Source organism: Cohnella sp. (assembly GCF_041641335.1).
Lineage (GTDB): Bacteria > Bacillota > Bacilli > Paenibacillales > Paenibacillaceae > Cohnella.
In genome coordinates this window covers 12,921-25,154 of record NZ_JBEPYQ010000032.1, presented here as the reverse complement: position 1 = coordinate 25,154, position 12,234 = coordinate 12,921, and the positions used below count along the sequence as shown (strand labels likewise).

General features: G+C 55.6%; 11 protein-coding genes. 4 read left to right on the top strand and 7 right to left on the bottom strand.

Translation table 11 applies throughout. The features are described 5' to 3' along the window. Nucleotides 1–49 precede the first annotated feature (49 nt). Both ACESLM_RS12620 and ACESLM_RS12615 read left to right on the top strand, forming a co-directional pair. Nucleotides 50–526, top strand: a complete 477-nt coding sequence (locus ACESLM_RS12620; protein WP_372631925.1) for a hypothetical protein — start codon at nt 50–52, stop codon at nt 524–526. 2 nt (nt 527–528) lie between these two features. Continuing rightward, nucleotides 529–1,722 (top strand): GTP-binding protein, encoded by a 1,194-nt coding sequence (locus ACESLM_RS12615; RefSeq protein WP_372631924.1) that lies wholly within the window; start codon nt 529–531, stop codon nt 1,720–1,722. Between the two features lie 49 nt (nt 1,723–1,771). On the opposite strand, the gene ACESLM_RS12610 is transcribed toward ACESLM_RS12615, so the two are convergent. Both ACESLM_RS12610 and ACESLM_RS12605 read right to left on the bottom strand, forming a co-directional pair. Next, nucleotides 1,772–2,989 carry a sensor histidine kinase gene (locus ACESLM_RS12610; protein WP_372631923.1) on the bottom strand — a complete coding sequence of 406 codons (1,218 nt, stop codon included), beginning with the start codon at nt 2,987–2,989 and terminating at the stop codon, nt 1,772–1,774. Nucleotides 2,990–3,002: 13 nt separating this feature from the next. Then, nucleotides 3,003–3,707 (bottom strand): response regulator transcription factor, encoded by a 705-nt coding sequence (locus ACESLM_RS12605; RefSeq protein ID WP_372631922.1) that lies wholly within the window; start codon nt 3,705–3,707, stop codon nt 3,003–3,005. Between the two features lie 139 nt (nt 3,708–3,846). Here ACESLM_RS12605 and ACESLM_RS12600 point away from each other — a divergent pair, with 139 nt between their 5' ends. Then, nucleotides 3,847–3,990 carry a hypothetical protein gene (locus tag ACESLM_RS12600; RefSeq protein WP_372631921.1) on the top strand — a complete coding sequence of 48 codons (144 nt, stop codon included), beginning with the start codon at nt 3,847–3,849 and terminating at the stop codon, nt 3,988–3,990. Nucleotides 3,991–4,007: 17 nt separating this feature from the next. Next, nucleotides 4,008–4,862, top strand: a complete 855-nt coding sequence (locus tag ACESLM_RS12595; protein ID WP_372631920.1) for an SDR family oxidoreductase — start codon at nt 4,008–4,010, stop codon at nt 4,860–4,862. A 172-nt stretch (nt 4,863–5,034) separates the two neighbouring features. On the opposite strand, the gene ACESLM_RS12590 is transcribed toward ACESLM_RS12595, so the two are convergent. The 5 genes from ACESLM_RS12590 to ACESLM_RS12570 all read right to left on the bottom strand — a co-directional run bounded on the left by ACESLM_RS12590 (nt 5,035) and on the right by ACESLM_RS12570 (nt 12,211). Next, the gene (locus ACESLM_RS12590) at nt 5,035–6,690 is read right to left on the bottom strand and encodes a response regulator (protein WP_372631919.1); all 1,656 of its coding nucleotides are present in this window, start codon (nt 6,688–6,690) and stop codon (nt 5,035–5,037) included. A 13-nt stretch (nt 6,691–6,703) separates the two neighbouring features. Next, complete coding sequence (locus tag ACESLM_RS12585; RefSeq protein WP_094049512.1) at nt 6,704–7,585, bottom strand: carbohydrate ABC transporter permease; 882 nt, start codon at nt 7,583–7,585, stop codon at nt 6,704–6,706. Between the two features lie 18 nt (nt 7,586–7,603). Next, entirely contained in the window at nt 7,604–8,503 is a 900-nt protein-coding gene (locus ACESLM_RS12580) for an ABC transporter permease (RefSeq protein WP_372631918.1), read from the bottom strand. Nucleotides 8,504–8,604: 101 nt separating this feature from the next. Then, complete coding sequence (locus ACESLM_RS12575; RefSeq protein WP_372631917.1) at nt 8,605–10,317, bottom strand: extracellular solute-binding protein; 1,713 nt, start codon at nt 10,315–10,317, stop codon at nt 8,605–8,607. Nucleotides 10,318–10,402: 85 nt separating this feature from the next. Next, the gene (locus ACESLM_RS12570; RefSeq protein WP_372631916.1) at nt 10,403–12,211 is read right to left on the bottom strand and encodes a sensor histidine kinase; all 1,809 of its coding nucleotides are present in this window, start codon (nt 12,209–12,211) and stop codon (nt 10,403–10,405) included. Between the last annotated feature and the right edge of the window lie 23 nt (nt 12,212–12,234).

Below are 12,234 nucleotides of genomic sequence, written 5' to 3'. Positions count from 1 at the left end.
TGCCTCATTACCTGCGTCGCTCGCTTGTCCGGAGAGGGGGGGAGGCTCAGTGGCCTACGTCGTCGGCATCGACAATGATGCGGAAAAGGTGATCAGCGTTCATTCGGCGGAAAGCTGGCAGAGAAGGGAAACGGAGCTGGCAGGCTGGCTGCGGCGAACCAAGCCGCGAAGGCGGGCCAAGCAAACGGCGCATTTGGGAAATACCGAAGTGGATGTCGAGCTTCTCGGCACGTTAACGCTGCTGAAGAGGATGAACGTCCAAACCGAGTTTTCCTGCGCCGGGGTCAGCGTTCTCGACGAGCCGGAGGACCACTCGCTTTACGCATACATTACGCTGTTCGCATCGGAGCAAGCGGATCGATTCGTGCGTCATGCGATGCGGCAAATGCGGCACCGTCTGCTGGTCACGTTCGAGGCCTCGCGCAGCCGGTACGATTTGTCCTCCTTCTACATCGGTCATAACCGTTCGTTTTGCTTGCTGCTGCAGCGGGCCGCCGAACGGTTCTATCAAAGAAAAGGGTGGTAAAAATGACTCCAAACAAAATTCCGGTAACCGTCCTGAGCGGGTATCTGGGCTCGGGAAAAACGACCGTGCTCAACCATGTGCTGAACCATCGGCACGGGCTGAAAATCGCCGTCATCGTCAATGATCTAAGCGAAGTCAATATCGACGCTTCGCTGATTAAAGAGGGGGGCGGACTGTCGCGTATCGACGAGAAGCTCGTGGAGATGTCCAATGGGTGCATCTGCTGCACGCTGCGCGAGGATTTGCTGGTCGAGGTGGAGAAGTTGGCTAAGGAAAATCGCTTCGATTATATTCTGATCGAATCGACGGGCGTGGGCGAGCCCGTGCCTGTCGCGCAGACGTTCGCCTATATGGACGAAGAACAAGGGATCGATCTGTCGCAGCTGTGTCGGCTCGATTGCATGGTTACGGTCGTCGACGCCTATCGTTTCTGGCATGACTTCTCGTCCGGAGAATCGCTGCTGGAACGCAATCAGGCTGTAGGGGAGGACGATACGCGGGATGTGGTCGATCTGCTCATCGATCAAATCGAATTTTGCGACGTGCTGCTGCTGAATAAATGCGATATGCTCGCCGACGACGAGCTGGATCAGCTGGAAGGCGTGCTTCGCAAGCTGCAGCCGAGGGCGAAGCTGGTTCGAACCGTCAACGGGAACGTCGATCCCCGGGAAATCCTGAATACCGGTCTGTTCGATTACGAAGAGGCCAGCCGATCCGCGGGCTGGATCAAGGAAATGGAGAAGCCCGTCCATACGCCGGAAACCGAAGAATACGGCATCTCCTCTTTCGTGTATGAGCGGCTTAAGCCGTTTCATCCCGACCGGTTGGCGAGCTGGATGGAGGAATGGCCGCCCGAAATCGTTCGCGCCAAGGGCATGATCTGGCTGGCCTCCCGCAACGACATTGGACAAAGCCTCAGCCAGGCCGGCCCTTCCATCCAATTCGGGCCTTCGGGGTATTGGATCGCGGCGCTGCCGCAAGAGGAACGCGAAGCTCTTCTGAGCGAGGAGCCGGAAGCGGCCGAGAACTGGGACCCCCGCTACGGAGACCGCATCAATAAAGTGGTGTTTATCGGCATAGACCTGGAACGGGAACGGCTGATCGCGGATTTGGACGCTTGCTTGCTGACCGATGGGGAAATGCTACGAGATTGGAGCCTGTTTCCCGACCGCTTGCCGGGGGCCGAACGAGTGTAGCGGGAGAGGGTCGTTCACTTCGTAGAAAAGTTCAGAGCTCCGGCGGTTCCTACATCGGCAAACGGGTCGTGAAGACGGTTTTGTCCTTGCGGCTGGACGCGGCGATCGTTCCCCCGTGGACTTCGATGATGCTCTTCGTAATGGCAAGCCCGAGGCCGGTCCCTCCGGTTTCTTGGGAGCGAGACCGCTCGACGCGGTAGAAGCGGTCGAATACGAACGGCAAATCCCGCTCGGGGATCGGGTCTCCGTAGTTGGCGACCTCCACGATCGCCTCCTCGCCGGACCGGCGCACGGCAATGTCGATATACGAAGTAGTCCGGCCGTAGCGGATCGCGTTGGAGATCAGATTGCCGAAGCTGCGGACGAGCAGGTCGCCGTCCGCCGAGACGGTCAGCGTTGCGGCATCGGTATCGATTCTGCACGTCATTCCGGCTTCCTCCAGCTGGGGGACGAACTCCTCGGCCAACTGCCGCATAAATCCGACCAAATCCAGCTCGACGGCATTGAGCGGCATGCCGTTGTTGATCCGGGTGAACTCGAACAGGTCGTCGATCAGCTTCTTGAGACTGATCGCCTTGTGGTAGGCGATGTCGGTGTAGTGACGAAGCTCGACTTCGTCCCGGTAACGGTCCTGATTGATGACCTCGAGGAAGCCGAGAATCGAGGTGAGCGGGGTTCGCAGGTCGTGCGAGACGCCGGTAATGAGATCGTTCTTCGTCTGCTCGGCGTTGCGTTCGTCGAGGATGGAGCGGTGCAGCTTGGCCGCCATCGCGTTAATGCTGTGCGCGACTTCGGCAAGCTCTCCGGAGGCTTCCGCCGTCTCGATAGGCCGATCGAATTTGCCGTCGGCGATTTCCTGCAGGCCGGCCGTAATGCGCTTCAGATCGCGGCTGAGCTGTCTGCTTAACCGTCCGATAATCTCCTGGATACGGCCGATCTCATCGGCGGGACGGGAGGGCGCGGCCGGCTCCTCGAAGTTGCCTTCCTCCATGCGCTGCAAGACGGCGTACAGGTTGTCCAGCCTGCGCAACGTTTCGCGGGTAAGCAGGAAAAAGCTGAAAACGTACAGACCGATTCCGGCCGCGATGAAGACGGGCAGGGAGCCGATATGGTTGATGACGTAGGCAAACGGCGCGCGAAGCGACGATTGCAGCAGCAGAGCGACGAGAAAGTCGGCGACGAACAGCGCCGCAGCCGTTATGGCGAGGCTGATCAAGCTGTGGAAAAGCAGCTTCCAGCGAAGCGAATAGATCCCGTTTAAGCTCAATCGTTTCTCCCCCTCACGTGGCCGATTCCATTTTGTAGCCGATGCCCCATACCGTTTTTATAATCCGGGGGTTTTGCGGGTCTTTCTCGATTTTCTCGCGGATTTTGCGAATATGGACCATGACCGTGTTTTTCGACTCCATAAAAGGCTCGTTCCAAGCTTTCTCGTAGATCGCGTCCATGCTCAGCACCGCGCCGCGATTGACGGCCAGCAGCCGCAGGATGGCGAATTCGCGTGGAGTCAGCTTGACCTCCTTGCCGTCCACGATGACCGTATAATTGATGAAGTTGATAACGAGATCGTCGATCTCGATGACGCTGCCATCGTTGTGGATCTGGCGCTTGAACCGGTCGTAGCGCCGCAGCTGGGACTTCACGCGCGCCATCAGCTCCAGAGGATTAAACGGCTTCGTCACATAGTCGTCCGCCCCGATGCTGAGGCCGGATATTTTATCGATGTCCTGGCTTTTGGCGGACAGGAAAATGATCGGCACGTCATACAGCTCGCGGATTTTGATGCAGGTCTCGATCCCGTTCAGATGCGGCATCATCACGTCCAGGACGACCAAGTCCACCGGATTGGCGGCCATCAGCGCGAGCGCCTCCAGGCCGTCTCCCGCCTTAAGCAGCTTGTACCCCTCGTTAAGGAGATAAATCTCCATCAGCTTAATGATTTCTTTCTCGTCGTCCACCAGCAAGATCGTCGTACTCGAAGACATTCCCATCACCTGCATGTTCATTGTGCTTTCCTACGTAAATATAGCATAACCCGGGCTTAGGCGGATCTTAAGTCTTGTTAAGGAATAGAGCGCATGTCGGCCGTTTGGCATTCAGGAGGACATTCGGGAGGCCTGGGCCATGGACGGCGTCATCGCCTTGCGCGAGCATTTGAGGAATGGATTAAAACGGGGGGAATCGAAGGCTCTTATTTTCATAACCTTTTCTTGCTATGATGAGAATACAAACTTAATAGCCGTGCCTTGTTCGTTGTTTGTCGGCTAAGGGAAGGGGACGTGGGAATGAACGAAAAAGTCTGTATGGTCACCGGCGCCAATTCCGGCATCGGATTTGCCGCCGCCAAAGGGCTCGCGGCGCAAGGGGCCGCTATCGTCATGGTATGCCGCAATCGGGAACGCGGCGAGGAGGCGCGTAAGGAGATCGTCAGGCAGACAGGCAACGAACGGATCGAGCTGCTTCTCTGCGATCTGTCTTCCTTGCGGTCCGTTCGCGATTTATCGGAAGCCTTCCGTTCCCGATGGGACAGGCTGGACGTGCTCGTCAACAACGCCGGCGGATTGTTCGACCGTCCGCAGACAAGCGCCGATGGGTTCGAGATGACGTTCGCCGTCAATTATTTGGCTCCTTTCCTGCTAACCCATCTGCTTCTGGACAAGCTGCAAGCCTCCAATAACGGCCGCATCGTTAACGTAGCTTCCGTCATGCAGGCCAAGGCTCTGGATCTGGATGCGGCCATAGCGCCGCAGGCTTCCTACTCAAGCTTTAAGGCTTACCGAACAGCCAAGCTTGCGGTAATTTTGATGACGTATTTCATGGCCGAACGGTTGTCAGACACCGGAATTGCCGTCAACGCGCTTCACCCCGGAGTCGTCTATACGCCGCAATCGACGAGAGGCGTACCCGGATTTCTTCGTCCGCTGGCCAAGCTGTTCATGAGCTCTCCCGAACAGGGAGCCCGTCTCATTCTGCATCTGGCCGCGTCGCCGGAAGCGGGCGCGTCGAGCGGGAAGTATTACGCGGGCAGCCGCGCCGTATCCACGGTTCCGCTATCTTACGATTCGCAGCTGCAGCGGAAGCTCTATGAACGAAGCCTGCATTGGACCGGCCTGCCCGAGAACGCTTTTCCCATAGACTGAGTCGGGAGCCCCCGCTTAGTCCGCCCCGGGATACCTCTCGCGCAGCTCCTGCTGCAGCCGGAAAGCGGGAGATTGCGGATAATCCTCCGAGCGCTTGAATGCCAACCGGGACGCTGGACGATGTGTTCATAAGAAGTATTCTACGGCATGCAGCATTCGTATCGGGATTCATCTACTGATTGAACTCCCGATATTGCTGAGGGGTCATATGGGTCGCTCTTTTGAACAAGCGGATGAAATAAGCGGCCGATTCAAGACCGATTGCTTTCGTAATTTCCTGGACCTGCATGTCGGTCTCGCGCAGCAACCGCGTCGCTTCGTTCATTCGGACCTGCATAATATATTCGGTTAAGTTCATGCCGGAATATTGCTTAAATATGCGCGACAAGTAACTGGCGTTGAAGAAGGCGACTTCTCCGAGACGGGTCAAGGAGAGATCGTCCGAAATATGACTGTCGATGTAATCCTTCAGCCTGGCGATCAATTCGTCGTTATGCCGCTGCAGCCTTGTCCGATGATGCTCGAAGATCGCGTCGGCAAGCTTGGTCAAATAATCGAGCCGATCTTCCCAGGTTTCATGCGCGTCGTATTTGTAGAGTCGCGACAAGTCCGTTCGTTCGCTTACGACTTGAAATAAATTGCCGCTGCTCAGATCGCTCATCAGGATGACGACCAATTGATAATAAGCGGCGATTCTGCCCGTCTCCGGTCCATTCACGAGGGCGGGATCGAGCATGTATTCATGAAGCGTTCGTTCGAAGAGCTGCTGCTTCCCGCCTTCGAGCAGGGATGCGAGCGCAGCTGATTTCAGGGACGAATCGCGGACGGAGAGTCCCTTCAAGGTCTGCATATTCTGCTCGGACTCCGCGCTTTCCCTCAGCAGCAAATCGTCTCCCATGCCGAAGCTGCGACGGAACGTTAGGTTTAACGCTTCCATCTGCTCGGGAAGCTTCTCCCATGCCGTCTCTTTAGCCCCCATGACGAAGGAGACGGAAAGACGAAGCAGCTCGCGGCAAGTCGCCTGAATCGATTCCAGGTTCCCGAAGGCAAAGCTCTGCAATCTCCGCCAGGCGGCTTCGTTTTCCCCGTTGTCGCCGGTCGCAGACGGCTTGATCTGCAGAAGCCACACGATACGTTCCTGCTCGATGCCCAGCGAGATCAACTCCGCGCCCGGCTCCCAATATTCGTTAGCGATATTGCGAATCGCATACGTCATCAGCGTCCGGTCCGACGAATTCATCTGCTCGGGCCAATTCAGAACGCGGCCTTGCACCGCCAGCACCTCTGCGTCCGCGCTTAGAGGAATCTGCAGCCGCGTCAACTGGTCCGCAAGCGCCGTTCGCGACGCCGCAGGCGACCGCAGAAGTTCCTGGATATATTCCTTCTGCAGCAACGGCAAGGCGCTGCGCATCTGCGCTTGCGCGGACTCCAAGAAGGACTCGCGAACGGATTGTTCCTTCACTTGATCCATCGTTCTGCGAATCGTATCGAGAATGGTCTCGTCCCCGTCGGTCTTAAGGATGTAATCGGAAGCGCCGTATCGCAGCGCTTCCTTGGCGTATTCAAATTCGTTGTGCCCGGTGAGGAAGACGACTTTGCAGCGAGGCCATTGCTGCAAGATTCGCTTCTGCAGCTCCAAACCGTTCATGCCGGGCATGTGGATGTCGGAGAGCACGATGTCCACCTTCGTCACCGCCATCCATTCGAGTGCCTCTCCGGAGGAGATCGCCCCGCGAATTTCCGTCTCCGGCAGTTCCGCTTCCTCCAGCAAACCTACCATGCCTTCCACGATGTAAGGCTCGTCATCGACGATCAGAATCCGAATCAAGCAAGTTCCCTCCTTATTCCTTCACGCTGCCCAGCACAATGCCCTTGACGAAGTAACGCTGCAGGAACGGATATACGCATAAGATCGGCAAGGCTCCAAGGAAAATCTGGGCGGCTTTGGCCGTTCGGTCCGATACGGCCGCAAGCTCCTTCGCCTGATCGGAGGTCAGCGAGGACATGTTGATTTTGGTCAGGATGGTCTGCAAATAAGTGGATAACGGATAATGATCCGGCGAATTCATCAAGATCAGACCGTCGAACCAGGCGTTCCAATGGCCGACGACGGTGAACAGAGCGACCGTTGCCAGCGAGGCTTTCGAGAGCGGAATATAAATCCGCCATAGCGCTCCCCAATAGCCGGATCCGTCGATAAAGGCGGATTCCTCCAGTTCTTTCGGCAATCCGCGGAAGAAGTTCAGCATTAGGATAACATTGAATACCGGTACGGCGCCAGGAAGCACCAACGCCCACAACGTATCCATAATTCCGGTTGCCTTGATCGTCATATACCACGGGATCAGGCCCCCGCTGAGCAAAATCGTAAACACGAAATACCAGGCGTAAACCGTGCGATAGCGGAAAACGCGGGCTTCTTTGGACAGCGGGTAGGCCACGAGCACGGTAAGCAGCATGTTAAGGACTGTCCCAAGCGCTACGCGCTGCAGCGCAACGCCGAATGAACGGATAAAGGCGGGTTCCTCCAAAATGTATTGATAAGATTTCGTCGTGAAGTCCACGGGCCAGAAGGTGACGAGGCCTGCGGTCGCCGCGCTGCTGGAACTGAATGAGATCGCCAGCACATGGATAAGCGGAAACAGACAAGTCAGCGATAGCAGGATCAGAAACGTGTAATTGGCGAACTGGAACGTTTTTCTGCCGACGGTATTGGCATACATCCATGCCGCCCCCTTTCTCTAGAAGATGCGATAATTGGCGAATCGGTAGGCTGCCCAATAAGAGAAGGAGATCAGGACCAGCGATATCGCGGATTTGAATACGCCGACGATTGTCGCAACGCCGTATTGCATGTCGACGAGGCCTGTCCGATAGACGAGCGTATCGATAATATCGCCGCTCTCGTAAACGGCCGGACTGTACAGGTTGAATACTTGGTCGAAGCCGGCATTCAGCACGTTGCCCAGGCTGAGCGTGGCCAGCAGCACGATGATCGGCAACATGCCGGGGAGCGTAACGTACCAGGTTTGTTTCCATCGACCTGCGCCGTCTATATAGGCCGCTTCGTAGAGAGCGGGATTGATGGACGTCAGCGCGGCCAAGTAAACGATGGTGTTGAAGCCGAATTCTTTCCAAATATCGCTGGCGACGAGCGTAAACGGAAACCAGTCGTTGTTGCCGAGAAAATAGATCGGTTTGATGCCGAACAGGCCGAGGATCTGATTTACGATACCATGCCCCGGCGACAGGATGTCGACGAGAATGCCGCCCAGAATGATCCAGGACAGAAAGTGGGGGAGGTAAATTAAAGTTTGAAACGTTTTTTTGATTCGATGAGCCGCGATTTCATTCAACAGTAACGCTATGACAATCGGAACGAGCAGTCCGAACAGGATTTTCAAGCTGGAAATATAGAACGTGTTCCAGACGACCTGGCCGATTCCCGGCATGTTCAACATATAGTGGAGATTATCGAGTCCGGTCCACTTGGAGCCGAATAAGCCTTTCGAAGGCATAAACTTCTGAAATCCGATGGCGATCCCCGCAAGCGGAAGATAGCTGTAGATGAATACCAGGATAACTCCGGGCAGCAGCATCAGATGCAGCGGCATATCGCGAAATCGTCTTAATCTGAGCATCGTTGTTCCTCCTGCGCTGCAGATGCAAACGCAAGAAGGGACAAGCAGGGTCGTTCACTTATCCCTTCGGTGCGTTCTCTGCTGTTATTCGCTCCTCGGTATTACTGGAGAGCCTTCCATTCATTGACTTCTTTAGCGATATCGTCTCCGCCGAGCTTCTTATAATCGCTCACATATTTGTCGAAAGCATCGAGGCTCGCGGCGCCCATAATGATTTTAGTGAAAGTCTCCAATTGCATTTTGCCGAGAGCTGCCGATTTCTCGCCCATCGCTTCGGTCGGCGCTCCGTAAAATTCGTTGTCGTAAATTTGGCCGTTATTGACATAGTTGTTGATGACCTCGAAGGAGCCGCGTTTGCCGAATACCCGATCCCATCCCCATCCGACAAGATCTCCTTTTTCCAAGTAATCCTTGATCATGTTGTATTTATCGTTCTCTTCCACGTTCAGCTTGGAAAGATCGCCCGTTTCGAACGCTTCGACGACTTTCTGATGGATCGTCAGGTTGCGCCGGCTAGGCTCCGCCTCGGGATAGATCGAGTATTTGCGGAATTCGATGGAGCCTTTGTCGCCGAAGTATTTGTCCGGATCGTACATAGACCCCCAGTGACGCTCCAGATCCAGATTAAGCAGCTTGATCGCCGCTTCCGGATGCTCATAGCCCTTCCTGACGGCAAAGTATTTGGTTACAGGGAACGCGGCGGATACTTTAGGCGCTTCGTTGCCCATGGCAGGGACGGGATAGGCTTGCCACTCCATGTCCGGATTTTGGTTTTTGCCGTCTTGCAGAGGCCACAGCGGCGTCCACATGGCGCCGAAATACATGCCCAGCTTGCCGCTCGTAGCGGCTTCGGCGATTTTCCCTCCGTCCTTGGAGGCGAATTCCGGATCGATCTGTCCGTCCTTATACAGTTCGGCAAGCTTGCCGAGTGCATCCTTGACTTCAGGCTGAATGGAGCCGTAGGTCAGCGCTCCGTCGTCGCCTTTCACCCAGATGCTCGGAAAAGCGCCGTACATATTGAAGAAGCCTTCAAGTCCGGGCATACCGCCCCATAATTCCTTGCTTACGCCGAAGCCGTAGGTATCTGGTTTGCCGTTGTTGTCCGGATCCTGCTTGGAGAACGCTTCCGCCAGCTTGAGGAAATCATCGAACGTTTTCGGCTCCGGCAGATTCAACTTTTGGCGCCAATCTTCGCGGACCCACAAAATCGGCGTGGAATCGATGTTCGACCCCGTTTGCGGAATGGCCAGCAGCTTGCCTCCGAACGTCGCTGATTTCAGAGCGTTGCCGCCATCCTGAGTCATGACGTCTTTGGCGTAAGGGGAACCGTACTTTTCGAGCAAAGGTCCCAGATCCTGCACCAGATCGGCTTCCACCAATTGCTTCAATTGCTGCGCGTTCACGTACATCAGATCAGGCAGGTCGTTCGAGGCGATTACCACGTTCATCTTCTGCTCGTACTGCTCTCCGGTGCCTTTTACGACCCAGGCGTTCTTGACATCGATATTCAGCATCTCTTTGTATTCACGGATAATGAGATTATCGTCAATCGTGTCGTCGTTCAGAAATTTGACTTCCTGGCCTTGATAGCGGCTGAACGTCAGCTTGACCGTTTCCGGGTACGGAGCGAACGGCTCGGTCGGGATGCCCGGGTCTTCGTTTGCGCTCGCGGAAGACGATGAACTGCTTCCAGGAGCCGGCGAAGCAGGTTGGCTCTCTCCGTTGTTCCCGTTGCCGCCGCTGCATGCGGCCAGCAGCATGGAGAGAGTGACGGCAATCGCGAGCGGTTTCATTGGTTTAGGTATAGCTCTCATGTGTGTTCCCCCTTATCAAGTGTTGAGGATCTTCCCTCAGCATTCATTATGGGACGGAGGGATACCGTCCTCAATAATCGAACGTTTACTTGGATTGACCGATTTTTACAACCTGTTCCTGAAGGGGAAGGGCTAATTGGACGCGGAGACCCCCGAGCGCGCTCCGCGAGAGAGTAATGCCGTAGGCGCTGCCGTAACGGAGCTGAACCCGCCGATGAACGTTAAGCAACCCGGTCGTTTCCTTGTCGTCGAACCTATCCGACAGCTTATCTTGCAAGGCGACAAGCGCTCCATCGCTTAACTCGTCCCCGTTGTCCTCAACGGTGAACAGCAAAACTCCGTTTTCCGGCAGATGGTTGTCAATGCGGCAGCTGTGGGATTCGACCGCGGCAATGCGGATGAGTCCGCCCTCGAGCTTTTCCTTCAGTCCATGCTGGTAGGCATTCTCGACCATCGGTTGCAGCAGCAGCCGGGGTACGGGCACCGCTTTCAGAGATTCGGGCAGCGGCTCGACGGTCGGCGTGATCCGGTTGTGGAATCGGAGCGACTGCAGCTCGATATAGGCTGCGATGTGCCGGTATTCCATCTCCAGAGGAACGATCTCCTGAGCGTTGCGCGTAATATGTTGAAAGTAGACGCCTAAATATTCGGTTGCCCTAATGACTTGTTCTATCTTCATCGCCTTGGCCATGCGATGTACAAGAAAATAAGTGTTATAGAGAAAATGCGGGTTGATTTGCGATTGCAGCTGCTTCAGTTCCGACCGCTGCAGGGCAATGCGATTTTCGTAAACTTCTTCGATCAGGTGTTTCAGTTGTTCCGCCGTCGTATTGAACTGTTTATACAGGTATTGGAATTCATCCTGTCTGCGCATGTCGATGCGCGCGTTCATATCGCCGCGTTCCAGCTTGCGGAAAGCGGTCACCATGCTGCGAAGCGGCTTGTGAATGACGCGGTAGATGGAGGAAGAGAACAACAGCACGGTCAGCAAAGACAGGCCGGACAATCCCCAGAACCATTCCCGGTAACGACTCAGCGGACCGATGACCTTATCCTCCCGCAAAGTCAACAGCAGGGAACACTGCAAGGCTTCGGAATAGGTGTACGCGACGAGATAACGGTGTCCGTTGTACGTCATTCGAGTGTCCCCGGAATGCAGGCCGGAGTCGAGCCGCTCGTTCGCCAAAGCGACGGTCCGTGCTCTCAGCTCGGCGTCCGCCATGCTCGATATCGTCCAGCTCTGGGATCGGTTGATCAATACGGCGCCGCTCTCCGAATCGGCGGCCAATTGATCCAACTCCTCCAGAATACGGGCTGCGGAAATATCCGTTTGCATAATGAAGGCGGTCTTCTCCGGCGCCACCTGAGGGTTGGGGGAAATATGCTGGATGACCATCCGTTCTCCCAGCTTAACGAGCGGCCTAGGCTGGCTCAGGGCGGCCCGTTTGGCCGCCTCGATCCGATCCGGGGTCATCTCTCCTTCGTCGGAGGCGGACAAAATCGTCTTGCCGATCATGGGCAAATAGATGCGGGATTCCAGCACGTAAGGACTTGAGATCGTCATCAGCATCATTTTGTCCTGAATGCGCCGCTCCGCCATCGCGCGTTCGAACAAGCTCATGGATGGCGCAATATTGGCGAGCTTCTGGATATCCTCGTCGATGACATATTGACGCTGCAGACGGGTAATGCCGTCGACGGCGGTTTGCAAGGAATTCAAATAATAGGTGACGCGCGAGTTCATCGAATCCCGAACTTGCTGCATCACGCTGTCCGAGCCCATGCGATTCAGCTGCAGACTGACTAAGTACATAGGCGTCAGAGCCAATAAGAAAGTGGCGATCATCTTGGCGGTGATGGATCTGAGCTTGTCTAGATCGAACAAGCGGAACATGTCCGTCTCTCCTCTGCGGGGAT